The organism is Novosphingobium sp. (assembly GCF_049240505.1).
Classification (GTDB): Bacteria; Pseudomonadota; Alphaproteobacteria; order Sphingomonadales; family Sphingomonadaceae; genus Novosphingobium.
The window spans coordinates 38,379-57,304 of record NZ_JBMLSM010000224.1; the positions used below are offsets into that span (position 1 = coordinate 38,379).

Below are 18,926 nucleotides of genomic sequence, written 5' to 3' on the forward strand. Positions count from 1 at the left end.
CTTACCTTTCAGATTCAGGTGATGCGCATCAGCGATGCGCTGGATTCATCAATCTCGCGCGCTTGGCTGACCACTTTGGTGCGGATATCGAACAGGCGCTGTGCCTCGACCATTTCGACAAGGACGCGGGTGGGATCGACGTTGGATTGTTCCAGACTGCCGACCATGAGCCGGGCTTCCTCATCCTGCGGGAGAACGCCTCCGGCCTGTCCGTTTGCATCGACGACGCGGAACATCCCATCCAGACCTTTTTCGATCTTGCTGCCCGTGGTCGAGGCGATCTTGATCCGGCCCACCAGTTGCGGCGGTTGTTCCGGCGCTTCGGGATTGGAGACGCTCACTCCGCCATCGGGCGACAGCGTGACTTGCGAGCCAAGAGGCACGGTGATCGGGCCGTTTTCGCCAATGACCGGGCGGCCATCGCCGTTTTCCAGCACGCCGCCTGCGCTGACCGCCAGATCGCCGCGCCGGGTGTAGACCTCGGTGCCGTCTTCGGCCTGCACGCTGAGCATGGTGTCGCCGGTCAGTGCCACATCGAGCGGCTTGCCGGTGCTGATCAGCGTGCCCTGCTTCATCGAAGCCCCGCGCACTTCGCCTTCGGTCATCGCACGCGCTTCGAGGCTGGGGCCTTTCAGCGTCATTGGGGTGGCATTGAGCATTTCGGCGCGGAAGCCGACGGTCTGCACATTCGCCATGTTGCTGGCAATCACGCGCTGGCGCACGGTCGATCCGGTCATGCCGGAATAGGCGGTGTAGATCAGGCGGTCCATGCGTCAGGCTCCGGTCAGGGCAACGATCAGCTGCGCAGCTGGATTATCGTCTGGGAAATCTGCGTGGCCGTATCGATGGCCTTCGCGTTGGCCTGAAACGTTCGTTGCGCCGTAATCAGGCCGACCAGCTCTTCGGCGATATCCACGTTCGAGCGCTCGATCGAGCCGGACAGAAGGCTGCCGAACTGGCCCGTGCCGGGGGCAGCATAGCTTGGCGAACCGGAAAGGCCCGTGGCGCTCCAGGTTGAACCACCGCGTTGGCGCAGGCCTTCGGGAGAAAGAAATTTGCCAATGGCAACGACGCCGACGATTTCGGACGTACCGTCGGAATAGGAGACGGATACTTCGCCCTTGTTGCTGATGTTGACGCCCGCAAAATCTGCCCCGGTGGCATTCGAGGTGGGCATCTGGACAGACTGAAGCGTGGTCATCGAGGTGACGTTGCCCGACGCATCGGTCGGGAAGACCTGCAACCGATCGCCGTAAGCAGTCTTGACGTATCCTTCGGAATCGAGCCGGAATTCACCGGCACGAGTGTAGCTGATTTCGCCGGTATCCGGCGCCTGCACGGTGAAAAATCCGTCCCCGTTGATCGCGACATCAAGCGACGAGCCGGTCTGTTCGATCGGACCGAGCGCAAAATTCTGCGTGATGGCCGAAACGCGCGCGCCGATCCCGATGGTAAGCGATGGATCGGTCAGGACTGATGTTGCCACGATATCGGCAAAGGTTGTCGAGCTTTTCTTGAATCCGGCAGTCTCGGCATTGGCGATATTGTGCGAGATGACAGCAAGGTCGGTCTGCGCATTCTTCAGGCCGGTGATGGAGGTGTAATAGGACATCTGCGTCTCCTGCTGGGAAGGTCAGGCGGTGGTCGAAGCTGCGGACTGCTGCGCCAGAAGCTGCGTGACGGTGCTGTTCAGCGTGTCGAGCTTGGTCGCGATGGACGAGAGCGTATCGCTCTGTTCCGTTATCGTGCTGAGCGAGTCCTTCATGTCATTGAGATTGGACAGCGAAGAGAACTGCGCGAGCTGCGCGAGCATCTGGGTGTTGTCGACCGGATCGGTGGGATCCTGATTCTGCAACTGCGTGGTGAGCAGCTTGACGAAATCCTCGGCACCCATCCCGCCCCAGCCCTGTCCTGCCTTGGACGAAGTGGTGGCGTTGCTGACGCTGGTGGTGGAAGTGATGGACGTGATCGACATTATTTCATCCTCATCGTTTCAAGCATCAGTTGCTTGGCGGTCTGCATGGCCTCGACCACATTCTGGTACTGACGGGAGCTTTCGAGCATCTCGACCATCTCGGCGTTCTCATCGACCGGAGCAGTCCAGACATCGCCGTTTTCGTCGGCCAGCGGGTGGCCGGGATCGTGCTGTCGGATTGGCGTGGCGTCGGACCGGATTACCCCGCCCACACGCACCGTGGACAGGCCATTTGCCTGATCGAGCTGTTCGGCGAAGACCGCGCGCAAGGGGCGATAGGCTTCTGCTTCGGTGGCGGTGACAGTTCCTGCGTTGGCAAGGTTCGATGCTGCAGCATTCATGCGCACCAACTGGGCCGACATGGCGCGACCGGTGACCTGAAACAGGGTGAGGGGAGAGCTGTTGGGCATGGCTTATTCGCCCTTGATCGCGCGGGTGATCGTTTCGACCCGGCCCTTGAGGAAGTTGAGCGTGGCGGAATAGCCGACCGCGTTTTCGGCAAAGGCGGTCTGTTCGGTCGCCATTTCCACGGTGTTGCCATCAAGGCTGGGCATGACGGGGATGCGATAGCGCGTGGCACCGTCCATCGCCTTGTCGATGCTTGCGCCTGATGTGCGCGCCTTGAGCGCGGCGGCAAAGTCGATGTCCTTGGCCTTGTAGCCAGGCGTGGCAGCATTTGCGATGTTGGACGTGAGCAGGCCCATGCGCTGCGAACGCAGTTCCAGCGCGGTGCCGTGAATGCCGAACAGGGTCTCGCTCATACGTGGTGCCTTTATTGGCTTGCGGATTGCTGACGCTGTTTCAGCAAGGCGCGTGCCAAGTGGCGAAATCCGGCGCTTTTGCGAGCAGCGTGGTGCGCAAACGGCAAGTCCTTGCCGGAAGGCGGCAAATTGCAGGCTGAGGGGTGAAATCTTGCCGCACCCTGCCGTTCTGTGGTGCCGAGGAGCTTCGCAGCGCATGGCATTTGACCCTTTGATCGACGGACTGTCCGCAACAATCGTGCTGGGCGGAACGGCGCTGGCCACTGTGCTGCGGTCTGGCCCAAAGGAATTGGCGCAAACGGCGCGCGCGCTGGCGGCCGTGTTCCGCCCGCGCTTTTCTGCCGAACAGGCCAAGGCTGACCTTGCCGCGCAGGTCAGCGCAATCCGCCGCGATGGCGTGTTGCGCGTCAATCCCCGCCCGATTGGCGACCGCGAACTTGACGAGGCGACCGATGCACTGATCCGGTGTCGCTCGCTCGATCCGCTGGTCGAACGTCACCATGCCCATCGCCGGGCAAGGCTGGCGCAATCGAACATCGCCGTGCGAACGTTTGCCCAAGCCGCCGAACTGGGACCGGTGTTTGGCATGGTTGGCACGCTCGTCTCGCTCAGCGGGCTACCTTCCGATGGACTGGCCCCTGCGGCGTTGAATGGCGCGATATCGATGGCCGTGGTGACGACGCTTTACGGGCTGTTGCTGGCCAACATCGTGCTTGCGCCCATCGCGCGGGTGATCGAACGGCAGGCCCAAGCCGAAGAACAGGCGCGACAGGACGTGATTGAGTGGCTGACCCGCCAGCTTGAGCAGGCACTGCCCCATTCCTCACCGCCACTGCGCGAAGTAACCACGCAGGCGCGGCGGACCGATCTGCCGCGCGAAAGGCAGCACGCATGATGATCCGGGCCGGGACCGGCTGGCAATATGCGCTGGCCGATCTTTCGCTGATCCTGTTTCTGGTGACTGCATCGGCGCTGTCGATGTCGGGCAAGGCCGCGCCGGTTCCTGCGCCGCCGCAGCAGCCGATTGCGGCAGCGCTGGAAAGCGCGCCGGTGGCCGTGTGGAGCGCAGCCGATGGCGCGCCGCCGCTGGCGGAATGGCTTGGGCAGGTGGGCAGCGATCCTCGGCTGGAGGTGCGCGTGGTCGTGCGCTATTCCGATGGTGAGCGCGAGGCGGCGGTGGCGCAGGCGCTGCAACTGGCGGTGGCAGGCGGGGCGCGTGCAAGCCGGGCGCGCGTGCTGATCGAACCGGGCGAGCGGGCAGGGGCCAGCGTATCGCTGTTCTATGCCAGCGAGGCACCCGTAAAGTCCGCAGCACCCTTGGCACGATGATTGCTGTTCCCTCAGGGACCTCAACTTTTCGGACCAGGATGATGCGCAGTCGAAATCTGATCTTTGCGATGACCCTGCTGATCGGCGCCCCAGTGGTAGCGCAACCGGTAGGCTATCACGATCTTGCTTTGGTGGACGCCGCAGTGACGGCTTTTACCGGCGTGCGAACCGGCGAGCCGGGTGGCGCGACGATGCCGGTGGACCGGCGGCTGCGGCTTGCGCCGTGCTATTCGCCGCTGGTCGTATCGTGGCATGGGACGCGGCAGAATAATGTGATGGTGCGTTGCCCCGATTCCGGCGGATGGCGGCTGTTCATCGCTACGTCCGGCAGCACCTTGCCGGAAGCTGCCGCTCCGCCTGCCGTGGCGCGGGGAGAGGCGGTCACGATATCCGTCGCGGGTGATGGCTTTGCCGTTTCGCAACCGGGCGAGGCGATGGAAGCCGGGCCGGTCGGCGGATGGATTCGCGTGCGCATAAATACAAAGGCTGTGCCGATCCGCGCACGTATCGAAAGGCCGGGGCTGGTGGTTGTGCCGGTGGACTGAAAGGATTTGCCGGGACAAATTTAACGAACCGGCAAAATTTTTCCGCCCAATCCCTTAAAAGACCTCTTCCGGTTCCGTTCTTGCTTTCATGAAACGCTAGGAGCGGACCCATGTCACCTATTGAAATCGGTGCATCGCGCCCGGTTGGGCCGGTGCAGGTCAATACCGCACGCAATACCAGAACGGCGACTGTCGCAACGGTCGACGGCGCTTCCGCCAATGTTGCCGACAGTGGTGCTGCCGCGCAAGTTGAACGATCGAGCGCGCTTGACGCGGGCCAGGCCGCCCCGGTCGATGGTGAGCGCGTGAAAGTGATCCGGCAGGCGATCGAGGCGGGCAATTACCCCGTGATCCCCACCAAGATTGCCGACGCCATGATTGCTGCCCAGATGCTGCTGAGGACGCCCCAGTAATGACGACACACGCCGTTCGCACCACCGACATTCGCGATACGCTGCGGCAGATGCTTGCCGTGTTGCAGCAGGAGCGGCACGCGCTTGCCGGGCTGGATCTGGACATGATCATGGGCTGCGCATCGAACAAGGCGGACCTTTGCGGCACGCTGGCGGATGTGGAACCGGCGCTGGTAGATGAGGAGTGCCGTGGGCTGCTGGATGCCGCGCGCCGCCTGAACGAGGCCAATCGCAAGGTGCGCAACCTGATTGCGGCGAACGTATCGTCGCGTCTGGATGCGCTGACCGGCAATGCCCAGCTCTACAAGGCGAATGCGCAAGTTCACCGCTTGCGGACAGCCTGATCCCGATTTGGCACGGGGCTTGCTGAAGTCCTTCCGAAGCGCCGCAAACCTGCGGCCGGAAGGACAGTCAAGTGAGTTCAGCCGAAGGTTTTGGAATGCCAGTCGCCCCGGCCGCGATCAGCGGTGCCGGGGCGAACGTGCGTTCGGCGATTGCCGGGGCGGCGCAGGCCACCGGCACCGACTTTGCCTATCTGATGGCGCAGGCGAAGCTTGAATCCAGCCTTGATCCATCGGCAAAGGCGCGCACGTCCAGCGCCAGTGGGCTGTACCAGTTCACCAGCGGCACCTGGCTGCGCACGCTCGACAAGCATGGCGCCGAACATGGCCTTGGCTGGGCTGCGGACATGATCGAGGGCGGCAAAGTGCAAGACCCGGCAGCGCGTGCACAATTGCTGGCGCTGCGCTTTGATCCGCAGATCGCATCGGTCATGGCGGGCGAACTGGCGGGTGAAAACAGCGAATATCTGACGGGCGTGTTGGGCCGTGCGCCCGATCACGCCGAGCTTTACGTGGCACATTTCTTTGGCGCGGAAGGGGCGGGGAAGTTCCTTTCGGCGCTGGCCAGCGATCCTTCGCAAAGCGCCGCGTCGATCCTGCCCGCCGCTGCCGCAGCCAACCGGTCCACGTTCTATGATAGCGATGGTGCGCGCTCGGTGGGCGAGGTCATGTCGGTCATCCGCGCCCGCATGGCGCGGGCCACCGAAGGGACGGGCGGTGAGGACGCCTTGCAATGGGCGGCGAGCATGGGCGTGACTCCTGCTTCGGCCACGGCTCAACCCCAGTTCACCGGTGGGCCGATTGCGCGCGAATTTCAGGGTGCGGCAGCCGCAAGCGGCAGTTCCCGATCTTCTGGCCCTTTGCTGATCGGCGGCAGTTCGATGGCCGATACCCTGCGTCAGACTTTCGCGCTGAACGATGGCGGATCTGCGCCTGCGCACGTCAAACAGGCCTATGGCCGCCTCTCGGCACTGGGGCTGTAAGCGATGCTGAAGCGCTTTGGCTCTCCCGTCGCAATGGCCCTGCCCGGCGGCATTCTCACGCTGATCGTGCTGATGGTCGTGCCGATCCCCGCGGTTCTGCTCGACGTGTTCTTCGTGCTCAACATCGCATTGTCCGTGGCGATCCTGATGGCGGCGATGAATGCGGAAAAGCCGCTCGATTTCTCGTCATTTCCATCGGTCCTGCTGTTTGCCACGCTGCTTCGCCTTGCGCTCAACGTGGCATCGACGCGCATCGTGCTGGTCAACGGGCACGAAGGTGGCGCGGCGGCAGGCCATGTGATCGAGGCGTTCGGCGCGTTTCTGATCGGCGGCAACTTTGCGGTCGGCCTGTTCGTGTTCCTGATCCTGATGATTATCAACATGGTGGTCGTCACCAAGGGCGCGGGCCGCGTTTCGGAAGTGTCCGCACGCTTCACCCTTGATGCCTTGCCAGGCAAGCAGATGGCAATTGATGCCGATCTGGCCGCAGGTCTGCTGACGGCGGACGAAGCCAAGTCCCGCCGCCGCGAAGTGGCGACCGAGGCGGACTTTTATGGTTCGATGGATGGTTCGTCCAAGTTCGTGAAGGGCGATGCGATTGCGGCCCTGCTGATCCTGGGCGTCAACATCATCGCTGGGTTCTGCCTTGGCATGATCAGCCACGGTCTCAGCGCGTCGCAAGCTGCGGAGTTCTACATCACACTGGCCATCGGCGATGCACTTGTGGCTCAGGTGCCATCGCTGCTGCTGTCCATTGCGGCGGCGACCATCGTGACCCGTGTGTCCGACAGCCGCGACCTGACGGGCCAGATCGGCGGACAATTCGCAAACCCGGCGATCTGGCTGCCGGTGGCGATCATCATGGGGGCCATCGGTGTTATCCCGGCCATGCCGCAGACGATTTTCCTGCCCGCCGCAGGCCTTGCCGGATGGTTGTGGTGGACTCTGAAGAAGCGCGCGGACCGCCCTGCGCCCGTAGTGGTGGAAGAAGCGCCGCCGGTCGATCCGGGCCGCATCACGCTGGACGAGGTGAGCGATCACACGCTGGTCACCATCGAGATGGGGTATGGCCTCGTCCATCTGGTCGACGAGAGGCGCGGGTCGCCGCTGGTGGCGCGGATCACCGGGGTGCGCAAGCAACTGTCGCAATCCTTCGGCTTCATCGTTCCGCAGTTCCGCGTCCGGGACTCGCTTGAAATGGCACCCAATGCCTACCGCGTGCTGCTGGGCGGCGTGCCGATTGGCGTGGGTGAGATGCGGCCTGAAAAGATTCTGGCGATCGATGCCGGTGAGGCCAATCCCGACCACGGCCTGCGCGGCGAACATACCCGCGACCCCAGTTTCGGCTGCCCCGCCATCTGGATTCAGCCTGCGCAGCGCGATCTTGCCATTGCCGAAGGGTTCCTGACCGTCGATGCCAGCACGGTCATCGCCACGCATCTCAATCAGGTGCTGGGCGACAGGCCATCGGCGTTGCTCGGCCCGGATGAGGTCAAGTCCATCCTTGAAGGCGTAAAGGAGCGTTCGGCAGGACTGGTTGAAACGATCCATCCACAACCGATGTCGCTGGGTGCGCTGACGCGGCTGTTCCACGCGCTGCTCGACGATGGCATTTCCATCGCTCATCCGCTGCCGATCCTGTCCGCGCTCAGCCAGGCGCTGCAGCAGACCAATGATCACGACCGTCTGGTCGATCTGCTGCGCGCGGATTTGGGCAATATGATCGTGGGCCGCGCGTGCGGGCCGAATGATCGCCTGCCGGTGGTTACGCTGGAAGCCGGTCTGGAACAGATGATCGTATCCGGGATGCACGATCCTGCCACCGGGCAGCCGGTGATTGAACCCGATCTGGCGCGCGGCATCGGCGAGCGCGTGTCCGACCTGATTGCCGGGCGTGGTCCCGGCGCGCCGCCGATTGCGCTGATCGTGCAGCCGCGCGCGCGCCGTCCACTGGCCAGCCTGCTGCGCCTGCGTGCGCCCAACTGCCTTGTCCTCTCCATTGCCGAACTGCCGCCTTCGCAGCCGATCGAGGTCATCTCCGTCATCGGCGGTGAGGCACCCGAACAGACCCGCGAAGAGCAACCGACCCTTGAGGGAATTGCCGCATGAAACATGATCAACGCGGCTTTGCCGCCGCACTGGCCTATAAAAAGGACGAGACTGCCGATCGTATCCGGCGCTTCCTGCCGATGGTGAAGCGGCTTGCCTGGCATGTTCACGGTTCCGGCCGCGCAGGAATAGAGATCGAAGATCTCATACAGGCGGGCCTTGTTGCCCTGACTGAATGTTCGCAGCGGCACGACGGGCCAACCGAAGATGGTTTCGCCGCCTATGCCAAGCTGCGCGTGCGCGGGGCAATGGTCGATCTGGTGCGTCGTTCCACGCCCCTGTCACGCTCTGCCACAGAGCGGCGGCGAGTGCTGCGCGAGAAGACCACTGCGCTCACCAACGATCTGGGGCGCCCGCCCAACGACGCCGAACTCGCCGCTGCCGTTGGCCTGACCGAGCAGGAATTGGCCGATCAGAAAGCGGCGGATGAACCGCTGCGGTTCGAGACCATCGACGACGCATATTCGGACAGCAACGCCGCCTTCGCCGACGAGCGGCCGGACAGTTTCGAGATGCTGGCCGATGCCGAAATGCGCGGTGCGGTCGCTGCGGCAATCTCTGATCTGCCGGAACGATTGCAGATGATCATCCAGCTCTATTTCGTTGAAGAACTGAACCTTGCGGAAATTGCCGAGGTATTGGGCGTGAGCATTCCCCGCGTTCATCAGTTGAAGGCGCAGGCGCTCGACAAGCTGCGCGCCGGATTAGGTGAGGGCTACGATATTCTCTGACGGACTTGCCAACTGCCCAAAGCGCTTTTAATCGATCAATTAAATGCGCTTTGGGAGAGGCCCTGTGAAAATCGACGCGACGATCAGTGCGGTGGTGACCGGCGGTGCATCGGGGCTGGGCCGGGCTACCGCAGAAGTGCTGGCGGCGGCGGGCGTGAAAGTCGCTATATTCGACCTGAACGAAGAGGCCGGCGAGGCAGTGGCGCAAGCCATCGGGGGGCTATTCTGCAAGGTCGATATCATGTCCGAGGAATCGGTCATCGCAGGCTTTGCCAAGGCGCGCGACGCACACGGGCAGGAGCGGGTGTGCGTTCACTGTGCGATGACCCATCGCAAGGGCAAAACTGTCAGCCGTAACCGTGAAACCGGGGAGTTTTCGCGCCTTTCGACCGAGGACTATGAATTTGCGGCACAAGGCATCCTGATCGCCAGCTATCGCGTTGCTTCGCTTTCCGCGCTGGGCATGGCGAGCCTCGATGGGTTGGAGGATGGCGAGCGGGGGACGATCATTCTCACCGCGTCGGTCGCCGCGCAGGACGCGCAGGTGGGGCAGGTGGCCTATGGCTCGCTCAAGGCCGGGGTGAACGGCCTTGTCTTGCCAATGGCGCGGGATCTGATGGACCTTGGCATCCGGGTTAACGCGATCATGCCGGGCATCTTCGGAACACCTCTGCTGGGGCGGCTGCCGGAAAAGGTGCTCGATGGCCTGAATGCCTCGGTCCCGTTCCCCAAACGCCTTGGCAGGCCGGAAGAGTACGCCAGCCTTGCGATGGAACTGGTGCGCAATTCCTATTTCAATGGGCAAGCGATCCGTCTTGATGGCGCGATCCGTATGGCCCCCCGTTAATTTCTGGCGCTGAGGATTTACGACATGAGCCAATCCCCTTTTCGCGGCGATGTTCTTGCAGGCAAGACCGCGTTTATTGCCGGTGGCACCAGCGGCATCAATCTTGGCATCGCCAAACGCTTTGCCGAACTTGGTGCGCGTGTGGCCGTGCTGGGCCGCAACCCGGAAAAGGCGGCGAATGCCGCTGCCGAAATCGGCTGCGATGCGATCTGGCGCGCTGCCGATGTGCGCGATTATACCGCGCTGTGCGAGGCGATGAAGTCTGTGCGGGACGAGATCGGCACCCTCGACATCGTGGTGTCAGGCGCTGCGGGGAACTTCCTCGCGCCGGTGCTGGGCATGTCTGCCAATGCGTTCAAGACCGTGGTCGATATCGATCTGCTGGGCACGTTCAACGTGTTTCGTGGCTGCCATGAACTGTTGAACCCCGGTGCATCGCTGATCGCGATCACCGCCGGGCAGGCTGAGCAGGCAATGGCGATGCAGGCTCATGCCTGTGCAGCCAAGGCCGGGATCAACCAGCTTGTCCGCACGCTAGCCATCGAATGGGGACCGAACGTGCGCGTAAACGGCATTTCGCCGGGACCAATCGCGGATACCGAAGGCATGGCGCGTCTGGCGCCTGATGAAGCGACGCGGGCGGCGCACTACGCACGCATTCCGATGAAGCGGTGGGGCACCGCTTATGAGATTGCCGAAGCGGCGGTGTTCCTGTCCACGCCTGCGGCCAGCTATGTGACCGGCGCCATTCTCGATGTGGACGGTGGCAGTTCGGTGGGCGATGCTTCGCGCACCAGCACAAGCAAGGGGCTTGCTTAGCCCGCGTGCTCACCCGTCAGGATCGGATCACCGATGGTCATCTTGCGGCCATCGGTGATGATCACCTTGTCGCCCAGCTTGGCCTGCGCGAACAGCTTGGCGGCGAAGTCCTCCGGTACGCCGACGCAACCATTGGTGGCATAACCCTTTTCGACCTTGCTGCCGTGGATCGAAACGCCATCGTTGGTCAGGCGCATCATGTAGGGCATCGGCGCGTCATAGATGTTCGAGACGTGATCGGCGTCCTTCTGCGTGATCGGGAAAACGCCTGTGGGCGTGGGCTTTTCGCCATACCCCTTGAGGATCGCGGCAGCGCCGATTTCGTGCCCGTCACGGAAGACCGAGATCACGCGCGCGGTCAGGTCGACCGTCACCACCAGCGGGCCGGTGGCCGGTGCGCGGGTTTCGTCCCAGTAGAACTTGCCGAACTTGATCGGTTCGTTGATTGGCAGGATCGATTTGACCACGAATGGGCCATCGACCGGCTTCGGCGCGGCAACGGCGGGTGTGATGACAGCAGGATCGGCAGCAGCGGTGATCATCGGCGCGGCTTCGGCGGTGGTATTGCCAAACAGCGTTCCGGCAATGTCCTGTCCTGCGTGGAACGCCAGAAGCGAGGCGGCACCGGTGGCAAGCATCCCCAGCGGCATCCGCACCCAGCGTTTGCTCCAGAGGTTTGATTGCTTCGTCATGCGCCTTGCTCCTTTCCCCTTAAGGAATAGGCATTAACGCGAAGCCTTGCGAGTCCCGAATGCCCCACGTCCCGCGCCGGGACGCGAGGCATTTGGCAGGTTACCGAACAAGGTTAACGGGCGGCGCGTCGGGGTAGGGCCAGCCTTCGCCACAGGGCTTCGAGCGGCCCTTGTCCGAACCGCGCCAGCCACCAGCGCGGCCACGCCAGCATGGTCACCCAGCCGAGCAGCACGAACACGGGCAACCATTGGCGTGGCAAGCCTGCGCCCAGACCCAGTCCCCAACCGCTGAAGATCGCGGTCATCAGCACGGTGGTGCCGATGTAGTTGCTGAAGGCGCAGCGCCCCGCCGCGATCAGCCTTTGTCCGAGAGCAGTGGCTTGCGCCTTCGGGAAAAGCAGCACCATCCCTGCGGCGTAGCCAGCAGCCATCAGCAGGTGCGGCAATGCCATGCCATGTTCGATTGCGGCGAACATGGCGCGGGGTGGCCAGTCATGCGTCCAAAGCCAGTCCAGCGCGAAAAGTGTGGGCACGCCGCCAAAACCTACCCCTGCCGTCGCTACCAGCGCCAGTCGTCGCCTTGGCCAGTCCGAAAACAGGCCGAGCCGCAGTAGCGCCATGCCGGTCAGCATCAGAGGCAGCGTCTCGGTGAAAGTCGACAGCGTGGTGGTCAGCGGCTGAAGTGCCGATTGCCCCAGCTTCAGCCGGATCGCGCCGATGAAACCTGCGTTCAGAACGGCCATGTCTTTCGACACCGACGCGGTGATGCGGCCCATCATTGCGGCTTGCTGCGCCACATCGGATGCAGGGGCGGTGCCTGCGAGAATGGCCTGTTCGGTCAACACACCGGGCAGGTCCATCAGTGCTTCGATGCCCTGCGACAGCGCGTAGAACGGTAGCGCGATACCCAGCAATTGCCACGGCGACAGGCGTAGAAAGAGCAAAGCGCCAAGACCGCATAGCGCGTAGGAAAACAGGATGTCGCCCCACCATAGCAGCGCAAAATGAAGGTAGCCGAACAGCATCAGCCATAACAGGCGGCGCATTTGCGCAATGTCGGGATTGATGCCCTGCCGCTCTGCCGCTTGGGCAAACAGCACCATGCTGGCCCCGAACAGCAGCGTGAACAGCGCGCGCATCTTGCCTTCGAACAGCACGAAGGCGAACGCATACCAGCCTGCGGCTCCCGGTTCGGGATAGGGAATCGCAGGTGAGAAAACGGCCAGCGAAGGCCCCCAGAACCCGGTGATGTTGATCGCCAGAATCCCCAGCACGGCCACGCCGCGCAGGAAATCCAGCGCTTCTATCCGGGATGTGGAACGGTTCGGGGCAAGATCGTCGGCCAAGCCATCAGGGCTTTATCACCATGCAGGTAAACCCGCCAGACTTGAGCGCGCCGCACGCCCTGTCGGCCTCGACTTGGCCGCCAAACCCGCCCGCGAGCAGGCGGGTTACGCTGCCCGATGGCAGGTCGATGCGGTTGTGCCCTGCCAGTTCCGCGCGGCCCTTCACCTTGTTCCAAAGCCCGTCGGCATTGGATTTCACGCCGAATGCGCCAAGCTGGATGCGCCAGCTCCCTTTTGCAGCGGGGGTGGCGGCAACTTGCGGCTTTGGGGCGGCGGGCTTTACCGTCGCAGCAGGCTTCGGGGCGGCAGGTTTTGCGGCGGTGACTTGCGGCTTGGCGGTGGGCAACGGCACGTGCTTACCCTGTGGCATCGTTACAGGATTGGCATAGTCCGCCCCGGCAGTGATCACCGAAGGCGGCATGTCCGCCCGTTCCAACGCTCCGCCAGAAGCAGTGGCGCGGATCGGAGCGGTGGGCGTCGTCTTCACACCAAGATCGGCGGCGGCAAACTGCTGGCTGCGCTTTGCCTGTGCTTTCAGCTCAAGGTCGGACGCCAGTGAAACGCCCATCTGCCGCTGTTCGAGCGGGATCATCCCGTCCATCGTGGCCAGCCCGCGCTTGGCCTGTTCCAGCCCCGTAGATGCCGACCGGCTCATCAGGGCATAGGCGCGCACCCAGTCCTTGCCCACGCCATCGCCGTTGAAGTGGGCAATGCCAAGGATATACATTGCGCGCGGTTCGCCACGTTCGGCAGAGGCTTGAAGGAAGGGCAGGGCATCGGCTTTGCGATTGTCCTGAAACAGCAGCAGGCCAAGCGTATCTGCCGCCTTGATATGGCCGCTCTGCGCCGCCTTGCGATACCACGCTTCGGCGCGCTTCAGATCCTGCGGCACGCCTTTGCCCAGCTTGTAGGCCTGACCCATGTTGAACTGCGCATCGGCATCGCCCTTGGCCGCAGGGCCGAGCCATTCCTTGACCGCAGTCTCATGTTCCCCGCGTGACCAGGCATCAACGCCAGTCTTCACGTCTGCCTGCGCAGGCGCGCTGGCCAGCACTGCTGCCAATGCAAGGGGCAGCGCGGCAGAAGTGTTGGCTCTATGCCTCGAAGTGCTCATCGCCAGAATGTCCGTCCTGATCAAACCAGTATTGCGATTGGTGCAACCCGCAAAAGCCGACCTTCGGAACCGAAGTTCGATTAACCGTGTCGATGCCTGCTGGATTGCTTTCCGGCCGTTATAGTCAACGAGACGTTAGCGAAGTCTTAGCGCGAATGCGCGGGGCCGTCTTCAACTATTGCGCCCGCATCCGATTCGATGCTTCGCCGGGGCAAGGGCCATGTTAACCAAAATTTCAGCCCAATCTGCGAATCCCTATACGACAGATTTTGATTTTCAGGGGGTTTGGCTTTGCGCGTACTGGCATTGGCATCGCAAAAGGGCGGTTCGGGCAAGACTACCTTGTCCGGGCATCTTGCCGTCCAGGCCCAGAGAGCGGGCGCAGGCCCGGTTGTCCTCATCGACATCGATCCGCAAGGTTCGCTGTCTGACTGGTGGAACGAACGTGAAGCCGAATTTCCGGCCTTTGCCCAGACCACCGTGGCGCGGCTTGCCAGCGATCTTGCGATTTTGCGCCAGCAGGGCTTCAAACTGGCCGTGATCGATACGCCGCCAGCTATTACAATGGCGATCCAGTCGGTGATTTCGGTTGCTGAACTGATCGTTGTGCCGACCCGTCCCAGCCCGCACGATCTGCGCGCCGTGGGCGCAACGGTCGATCTGTGCGATCGCGCCGGAAAGCCGCTGATCTTTGTGGTCAACGCCGCGACGCCCAAGGCACGAATCACGGCAGAGGCTGCCGTCGCGCTTTCTCAACATGGCACCGTTGCCCCGGTGACGCTGCACCACCGCACCGATTTCGCCGCGTCGATGATCGATGGTCGCACGGTCATGGAAGTCGATCCCAACGGCAAGTCTTCGGCCGAAGTCACCGCGCTGTGGACGTATATTTCCGAACGGCTCGAAAAGAATTTCCGCCGCACCGTCTTTGCCGTGCCACAGCAGGCGGCGGTCATGCCGATGGCTGGCGCACCGCGCCCGATGGGCGGCTTTGGCCGCCGCGTCGTCGGCTCTTGATGAGGAGGCGCTCGTGATGGCTGCCATCAAACCCCTCGCATCCCTGTCGTCTGGTCTGCTTGCCCGCAAGGGTGCGGCCAAGCCCGCGATGCGTCCGCAGCTTCTGGTCGATACGGGACAGGCCATTCCGGCCTTGTCGCGCGAAGAGGCCGATCTTGAAGATCTGGGCTGGAACGATCTTGGCGAATCCGAAATTGCGCCGGGCGAAAAGCCGGTGATCGTGCAGCAACAGGAAGCGCTTGCCGCTGCCATTGCGCCCTTCGAAACTGAAGCTGCCCCACGCCGCCGCATGAAGGCGGGCAAGGAAGTGCGCTCTGCTCTGGCCGAAGGGCGCAAGGCTGCGTTCACCCTGCGTCTCGACAGCTATCGCCACTTGCGCCTGCGCCTCGCCTCGACGCTGACCGATCGCAGTGCTCAGGCCGTGGTGACCGATGCGCTCGACCGCTACCTTGCCGAACTGCCCGAAGTCGAAACGCTCGCCCGCCGCGCCGTCGGCCAGCGCTGAGCAATCGAAGGAGTACCGAGAATGTTGACCCGCATCTCCGCCTTCGCGCCAGACCGCACCACGCGGCTGATCCTTTCCACCGCGCTTGCGGCAGGCCTGCTGACCGGTTGTGGCGCTGCTGGCGTAAAGCCAGGCAAACTCGCGTCGACGGCCCAATCTGCGCTGACCAAGGGCGATGCCGATGGGGCAATCCTGAATGCCGAAAAGGCTGTTCTCGCTGATCCGCGCAATTCGGCTTATCGTGTGTTGCTTGGCAATGCCTATCTTAAGGCAGGTCGTTTTGAATCTGCGCGTCAGGCCTATGACGAAGCGATGGAACTGGGCGAGGACAGCAGCCGCACTGCGCTAAGCCTTGCGCTGGCGGATCTGGCGCTTGGTCGCAATGCCGAAGCGATCGATACGCTGAATTCCTACCGCGATACGGTTGCCTCTTCGGACTACGGCCTTGCTCTCGCGCTGTCCGGCCAGCCTGCGCAGGGCATTGCCGTGCTGAGCGAAGCGCTGCGTGGCGGCGAAAACACGCCAAAGGTGCGCCAGAACCTCGCGCTGGCCTATGCACTGGCCGGGCGCTGGCGCGAAGCGCGCGCAATGGCAGCAGAAGATGTGCCGGTGGACCAGTTGGGTGACCGCATGGAACAATGGGCGCTGCTGAGCTTTTCCGAGCGTAGCCGTGATCGTGTGGCCAGCCTGCTGTCCGTGCCGTTGCGCGCGGATCAGGGCCAGCCCGACAGGCTGGCACTGGCAAACTTCCCGGCGATCGAACAACTCGCCGCCGAAGCCGCCACCCGCGCGGAGTCGGTTGCTGTCGCCGCTCCAGTCGCTGCCCTGGCCGCCGCTCCGGCTTTGGCCGAAGCAGCGGTTCATGAACTTCCCGCTATCGAGCCGGAACAGCACGCCACCCCGTCGCTTGCCGATTCCTCATCGCAGACCAAGCCGCAGCAGCTTGCGCTGATCGATCTGCCGCAATCCACTCCGGCAGCAACCGTGATTGCACATCGCGTCGTGGCAAAGGCTCCTGCGGCAAAGCGCGCTGCGCCGAAGCAGGTTGCGCCCGTAGCTGCCAAATCGGGCACGCATATGGTGCAACTCGGCTCCTTCGCCACGGCGGAAGGCGCACGTCGGGCATGGCGTCATTACACGTCGCGTAATCCGGGGCTGAAAGGCTTCACCAATGTGACCACGCAGGTCACGGTGAACGGAAAGCAGTTCTGGCGTGTGCAGGCTGCCGGGTTCGGCAGCTATGCTTCGGCGGGTTCGATGTGTGGAACGGTCAAATCGCGCGGCGGCAATTGCCTTGTCCTGCGTGGCGCTGCACCGGGCCAGCCTGGCCAGCAGCGTGCGATAGAAACGCGCATGGCCAAACGCTGATCTGACTACAGTTTGAGGGCGAAACAGGGCGCGGGACCAGTTGGTTCCGCGCCCTGCTCGTATTCAGCCAGCTCGTATTCGGATTGTCGTTTCAGTCGATCTGCTTGCCGCCTTTGAACAGCGCCGTCACGCGGCCTTCCACCGGGCGGCGATCGAACGGGGTGTTACCCGCCGCCGCTGCCATCTTGTCCGAATTGACGATCCACGGCCTTGCCGCATCGACAATGGCGATGTCCGCTTCGGCCCCTGCTGCCAGTGTTCCGGCGTCCACGCCCAGCAGCTTTGCCGGATTCGTGGCGAGCAGTTCAAAGGCGCGGCCCATGCCGATTACGCCATCGCGCACGAGAGTCAGCGTCAGCGGCAGCAGCGTTTCCGCGCCCGCCATGCCGGGTTCGGCATCGGCAAAGGGCAGGCGCTTGTCTTCCGGCCCGCGCGGATCGTGGCCGGATGAGATCACATCGATAGTGCCGTCGCCAATCGCCGCGATCACTGCCTTCCGATCGGCATCCTGACGCAGCGGAGGCGACATGCGGCAGAATGTGCGGAAGCCCACCAGTTCAAGGTCGGACAGGATGAAGTGCGCAGGCGTAACACCCGCCGTCACCCGCACGCCCCGCGCCTTGGCGTTGCGTACCAGATCAAGCGCGCGCGCCGTCGTTACCTGCCGAAAATGGACGTGCGCGCCCGATAGCTCTGCCAGCGCAATGTCGCGCGCCACGGCCAGCGCCTCAGCTTCGGCAGGGGCGCTGGGCAAGCCAAGCCGCGTCGCCACATCGCCAGCCGTCGCCACGGCGCTGCCGGTGATCCCGGCATCCTCGGCGTGGGTCACCACCACCAGCCCCAGCATTGCGCAATAGCGCAGCAGCCGCAGCATCACGCCCGAATCCGCAATCCAGCCGCGCCCGGTGGCAACCGCCTTCGCGCCAGCATCGCGCATCAGCGCCAGTTCAGCGAGTTCGCTGCCTTCAAGCCCGCGCGTCGCCGCCGCAAGCGGATGCACCCACATATCCGGCTTGCCCGATTGCGCGGCAAAGCGCACCCGCGCCGGATGGTCCAGCACCGGCCCCTGATCGGGCATCAGCGCCGCGCGCGTGATTCCGCCAAAGTGGAACGCGGGTTTGTCCACGGCGAACACGCCCAGATCGACGAGCCCTGGCGCGATCAGCTTGCCGCCCGCGTCGAAAACCTCGTCGCCATCCTGCGGCGTCACATCGCCCAGCGCGACGATCCGCCCGCCCTCGCAGCGCAGCGCACCGCTGACAGGCTCACCCGAACCCAGCACCAGCTTGCCGCCGGTGATCGTAAGAGGCCGCGCGATCATGCCGGAACTCCTTCCGCTTCCCAACCCGGCACGCCGCGTGCCCGGCGTGTCAGCACTTCAAGGCAGGCCATGCGGATCGCCACGCCCATCTCCACCTGCCGCGTAATCAGGCTGCGTGTGGGATGGTCGGCCACGGTCGAATCGATCTCAACCCCCCGGTTCATCGGGCCGGGGTGCATCACGAAGGCATCGGGTTCGGCTTTCGCCAGCCGCTCGGGCGTAAGGCCATAAAGGTGCCGATATTCGCGAGGGGAGGGGATGAACTGCCCGCTCATCCGTTCCTGCTGCAATCGCAGCATCATCACGATGTTCGCCCCCTTCAGCGCCGCGTCGAAATCATGGAACGGCGTCACGCCCATCGCCTCGACCTCGGCCGGCATCAGTGCAGGCGGCGCACAGACCCGCACGTCGGCACCCAGCGCGGTCAGGCTCAGGATGTTGGACCGCGCCACGCGGCTGTGCAGGATATCCCCGCAGATCGTCACTTTCAGCCCGTTGAGGTCAGCCCCCACCGGCAGCTTCAGCGCGTGCCGCATGGTCAGCGCATCCAGCAGCGCCTGCGTCGGGTGCTCATGCTGCCCGTCGCCTGCGTTCAGCACCGGACAATCCACCTTCTCGGCAATCAGCCGCACCGCGCCCGAACTGGCGTGGCGGATCACGATGGCATCGGCGCGCATCGCGTTCAGCGTCATCGCCGTGTCGATCAGCGT

The 18,926-nt window shown here is 63.6% G+C and carries 23 protein-coding genes; 13 read left to right on the top strand and 10 right to left on the bottom strand.

Annotated elements, in window-relative coordinates; genetic code table 11:
• Positions 1–14: 14 nt before the first annotated feature.
• From ACOVQ0_RS18700 to flgB, 5 genes are read right to left on the bottom strand one after another with little or no spacing between them, the layout of a single operon-like run.
• Entirely contained in the window at positions 15–770 is a 756-nt protein-coding gene (locus ACOVQ0_RS18700; RefSeq protein WP_421888068.1) for a flagellar basal body rod protein FlgF, read from the bottom strand.
• Between the two features lie 26 nt (positions 771–796).
• A complete protein-coding gene (locus ACOVQ0_RS18705; RefSeq protein WP_421888071.1) occupies positions 797–1,612 on the bottom strand; it encodes a flagellar hook-basal body complex protein in 816 nt (271 codons plus the stop codon).
• A gap of 21 nt (positions 1,613–1,633) precedes the next feature.
• Entirely contained in the window at positions 1,634–1,975 is a 342-nt protein-coding gene (locus tag ACOVQ0_RS18710; RefSeq protein WP_421888075.1) for a flagellar hook assembly protein FlgD, read from the bottom strand.
• On the bottom strand, positions 1,975–2,385 hold the full coding sequence (gene flgC, locus ACOVQ0_RS18715; protein WP_421888079.1) for a flagellar basal body rod protein FlgC: 411 nt from the start codon (positions 2,383–2,385) through the stop codon (positions 1,975–1,977). Before flgC ends, ACOVQ0_RS18710 begins: the two co-directional genes overlap by 1 nt.
• Positions 2,386–2,388: 3 nt before the next feature.
• Entirely contained in the window at positions 2,389–2,736 is a 348-nt protein-coding gene (gene flgB / locus ACOVQ0_RS18720; protein ID WP_421888083.1) for a flagellar basal body rod protein FlgB, read from the bottom strand.
• Between the two features lie 196 nt (positions 2,737–2,932).
• On the opposite strand from flgB, the gene ACOVQ0_RS18725 reads away from it, so the two are divergent.
• The 10 genes from ACOVQ0_RS18725 to ACOVQ0_RS18770 all read left to right on the top strand — a co-directional run bounded on the left by ACOVQ0_RS18725 (position 2,933) and on the right by ACOVQ0_RS18770 (position 10,853).
• On the top strand, positions 2,933–3,631 hold the full coding sequence (locus ACOVQ0_RS18725) for a MotA/TolQ/ExbB proton channel family protein (RefSeq protein ID WP_421888086.1): 699 nt from the start codon (positions 2,933–2,935) through the stop codon (positions 3,629–3,631).
• Complete coding sequence (locus tag ACOVQ0_RS18730; RefSeq protein ID WP_421888089.1) at positions 3,628–4,065, top strand: hypothetical protein; 438 nt, start codon at positions 3,628–3,630, stop codon at positions 4,063–4,065. The genes ACOVQ0_RS18725 and ACOVQ0_RS18730 overlap by 4 nt, the downstream gene beginning before the upstream one ends.
• Before the next feature lie 38 nt (positions 4,066–4,103).
• Positions 4,104–4,610, top strand: coding sequence for a flagella basal body P-ring formation protein FlgA (locus ACOVQ0_RS18735; protein WP_421888092.1), 507 nt, complete (start codon positions 4,104–4,106; stop codon positions 4,608–4,610).
• A gap of 110 nt (positions 4,611–4,720) precedes the next feature.
• Entirely contained in the window at positions 4,721–5,023 is a 303-nt protein-coding gene (flgM, locus tag ACOVQ0_RS18740) for a flagellar biosynthesis anti-sigma factor FlgM (protein ID WP_421888095.1), read from the top strand.
• A complete protein-coding gene (locus tag ACOVQ0_RS18745) occupies positions 5,023–5,367 on the top strand; it encodes a flagellar protein FlgN (RefSeq protein ID WP_421888098.1) in 345 nt (114 codons plus the stop codon). Before flgM ends, ACOVQ0_RS18745 begins: the two co-directional genes overlap by 1 nt.
• 95 nt (positions 5,368–5,462) lie before the next feature.
• On the top strand, positions 5,463–6,347 hold the full coding sequence (locus tag ACOVQ0_RS18750; RefSeq protein ID WP_421888101.1) for a lytic transglycosylase domain-containing protein: 885 nt from the start codon (positions 5,463–5,465) through the stop codon (positions 6,345–6,347).
• A gap of 3 nt (positions 6,348–6,350) precedes the next feature.
• Positions 6,351–8,456, top strand: a complete 2,106-nt coding sequence (locus ACOVQ0_RS18755; protein WP_421888103.1) for a flagellar biosynthesis protein FlhA — start codon at positions 6,351–6,353, stop codon at positions 8,454–8,456.
• On the top strand, positions 8,453–9,187 hold the full coding sequence (locus ACOVQ0_RS18760) for a sigma-70 family RNA polymerase sigma factor (RefSeq protein WP_421888105.1): 735 nt from the start codon (positions 8,453–8,455) through the stop codon (positions 9,185–9,187). The genes ACOVQ0_RS18755 and ACOVQ0_RS18760 overlap by 4 nt, the downstream gene beginning before the upstream one ends.
• A 64-nt stretch (positions 9,188–9,251) precedes the next feature.
• Positions 9,252–10,034: an SDR family oxidoreductase gene (locus ACOVQ0_RS18765; protein WP_421888107.1), complete on the top strand. Its 783-nt coding sequence runs from the start codon at positions 9,252–9,254 to the stop codon at positions 10,032–10,034.
• Between the two features lie 24 nt (positions 10,035–10,058).
• A complete protein-coding gene (locus tag ACOVQ0_RS18770; protein WP_421888109.1) occupies positions 10,059–10,853 on the top strand; it encodes an SDR family oxidoreductase in 795 nt (264 codons plus the stop codon).
• Here ACOVQ0_RS18770 and ACOVQ0_RS18775 read toward each other — a convergent pair.
• From ACOVQ0_RS18775 to ACOVQ0_RS18785, 3 genes are all read right to left on the bottom strand, one after another.
• Positions 10,850–11,545, bottom strand: coding sequence for a L,D-transpeptidase family protein (locus ACOVQ0_RS18775; RefSeq protein WP_421888112.1), 696 nt, complete (start codon positions 11,543–11,545; stop codon positions 10,850–10,852). The genes ACOVQ0_RS18770 and ACOVQ0_RS18775 overlap by 4 nt on opposite strands.
• A gap of 113 nt (positions 11,546–11,658) precedes the next feature.
• The gene (locus tag ACOVQ0_RS18780; protein ID WP_421888116.1) at positions 11,659–12,891 is read right to left on the bottom strand and encodes a DUF418 domain-containing protein; all 1,233 of its coding nucleotides are present in this window, start codon (positions 12,889–12,891) and stop codon (positions 11,659–11,661) included.
• Positions 12,892–12,895: 4 nt separating this feature from the next.
• Positions 12,896–14,005, bottom strand: a complete 1,110-nt coding sequence (locus tag ACOVQ0_RS18785; protein WP_421888119.1) for an SPOR domain-containing protein — start codon at positions 14,003–14,005, stop codon at positions 12,896–12,898.
• 291 nt (positions 14,006–14,296) lie between these two features.
• On the opposite strand from ACOVQ0_RS18785, the gene ACOVQ0_RS18790 reads away from it, so the two are divergent.
• From ACOVQ0_RS18790 to ACOVQ0_RS18800, 3 genes are read left to right on the top strand one after another with little or no spacing between them, the layout of a single operon-like run.
• Positions 14,297–15,022, top strand: coding sequence for an AAA family ATPase (locus tag ACOVQ0_RS18790; protein WP_421888122.1), 726 nt, complete (start codon positions 14,297–14,299; stop codon positions 15,020–15,022).
• A gap of 16 nt (positions 15,023–15,038) precedes the next feature.
• Positions 15,039–15,527 (top strand): hypothetical protein, encoded by a 489-nt coding sequence (locus ACOVQ0_RS18795; RefSeq protein ID WP_421888126.1) that lies wholly within the window; start codon positions 15,039–15,041, stop codon positions 15,525–15,527.
• A gap of 21 nt (positions 15,528–15,548) precedes the next feature.
• The gene (locus ACOVQ0_RS18800) at positions 15,549–16,895 is read left to right on the top strand and encodes a tetratricopeptide repeat protein (RefSeq protein ID WP_421888128.1); all 1,347 of its coding nucleotides are present in this window, start codon (positions 15,549–15,551) and stop codon (positions 16,893–16,895) included.
• A gap of 91 nt (positions 16,896–16,986) precedes the next feature.
• On the opposite strand, the gene ACOVQ0_RS18805 is transcribed toward ACOVQ0_RS18800, so the two are convergent.
• Both ACOVQ0_RS18805 and ACOVQ0_RS18810 read right to left on the bottom strand, forming a co-directional pair.
• Positions 16,987–18,216, bottom strand: coding sequence for a dihydroorotase (locus ACOVQ0_RS18805; RefSeq protein ID WP_421888131.1), 1,230 nt, complete (start codon positions 18,214–18,216; stop codon positions 16,987–16,989).
• Positions 18,213–18,926, bottom strand: a 714-nt coding sequence (locus ACOVQ0_RS18810; RefSeq protein WP_421888134.1) for an aspartate carbamoyltransferase catalytic subunit, incomplete at its 5' end; no start/stop codon positions are given. The genes ACOVQ0_RS18810 and ACOVQ0_RS18805, both read right to left, overlap by 4 nt.

Excerpts from the sequence above, each read along its gene's own strand:
- ACOVQ0_RS18700 (WP_421888068.1), bottom strand. The coding sequence starts at position 770 with ATGGACCGCCTGATCTACACCGCCTATTCCGGCATGACCGGATCGACC.
- ACOVQ0_RS18705 (WP_421888071.1), bottom strand. The coding sequence starts at position 1,612 with ATGTCCTATTACACCTCCATCACCGGCCTGAAGAATGCGCAGACCGAC.
- ACOVQ0_RS18710 (WP_421888075.1), bottom strand. The coding sequence starts at position 1,975 with ATGTCGATCACGTCCATCACTTCCACCACCAGCGTCAGCAACGCCACC.
- flgC (WP_421888079.1), bottom strand. The coding sequence starts at position 2,385 with ATGCCCAACAGCTCTCCCCTCACCCTGTTTCAGGTCACCGGTCGCGCC.
- flgB (WP_421888083.1), bottom strand. The coding sequence starts at position 2,736 with ATGAGCGAGACCCTGTTCGGCATTCACGGCACCGCGCTGGAACTGCGT.
- ACOVQ0_RS18725 (WP_421888086.1), top strand. The coding sequence starts at position 2,933 with ATGGCATTTGACCCTTTGATCGACGGACTGTCCGCAACAATCGTGCTG.
- ACOVQ0_RS18730 (WP_421888089.1), top strand. The coding sequence starts at position 3,628 with ATGATGATCCGGGCCGGGACCGGCTGGCAATATGCGCTGGCCGATCTT.
- ACOVQ0_RS18735 (WP_421888092.1), top strand. The coding sequence starts at position 4,104 with ATGATGCGCAGTCGAAATCTGATCTTTGCGATGACCCTGCTGATCGGC.
- flgM (WP_421888095.1), top strand. The coding sequence starts at position 4,721 with ATGTCACCTATTGAAATCGGTGCATCGCGCCCGGTTGGGCCGGTGCAG.
- ACOVQ0_RS18745 (WP_421888098.1), top strand. The coding sequence starts at position 5,023 with ATGACGACACACGCCGTTCGCACCACCGACATTCGCGATACGCTGCGG.
- ACOVQ0_RS18750 (WP_421888101.1), top strand. The coding sequence starts at position 5,463 with ATGCCAGTCGCCCCGGCCGCGATCAGCGGTGCCGGGGCGAACGTGCGT.
- ACOVQ0_RS18755 (WP_421888103.1), top strand. The coding sequence starts at position 6,351 with ATGCTGAAGCGCTTTGGCTCTCCCGTCGCAATGGCCCTGCCCGGCGGC.
- ACOVQ0_RS18760 (WP_421888105.1), top strand. The coding sequence starts at position 8,453 with ATGAAACATGATCAACGCGGCTTTGCCGCCGCACTGGCCTATAAAAAG.
- ACOVQ0_RS18770 (WP_421888109.1), top strand. The coding sequence starts at position 10,059 with ATGAGCCAATCCCCTTTTCGCGGCGATGTTCTTGCAGGCAAGACCGCG.
- ACOVQ0_RS18775 (WP_421888112.1), bottom strand. The coding sequence starts at position 11,545 with ATGACGAAGCAATCAAACCTCTGGAGCAAACGCTGGGTGCGGATGCCG.
- ACOVQ0_RS18785 (WP_421888119.1), bottom strand. The coding sequence starts at position 14,005 with ATGAGCACTTCGAGGCATAGAGCCAACACTTCTGCCGCGCTGCCCCTT.
- ACOVQ0_RS18795 (WP_421888126.1), top strand. The coding sequence starts at position 15,039 with ATGGCTGCCATCAAACCCCTCGCATCCCTGTCGTCTGGTCTGCTTGCC.
- ACOVQ0_RS18800 (WP_421888128.1), top strand. The coding sequence starts at position 15,549 with ATGTTGACCCGCATCTCCGCCTTCGCGCCAGACCGCACCACGCGGCTG.
- ACOVQ0_RS18805 (WP_421888131.1), bottom strand. The coding sequence starts at position 18,216 with ATGATCGCGCGGCCTCTTACGATCACCGGCGGCAAGCTGGTGCTGGGT.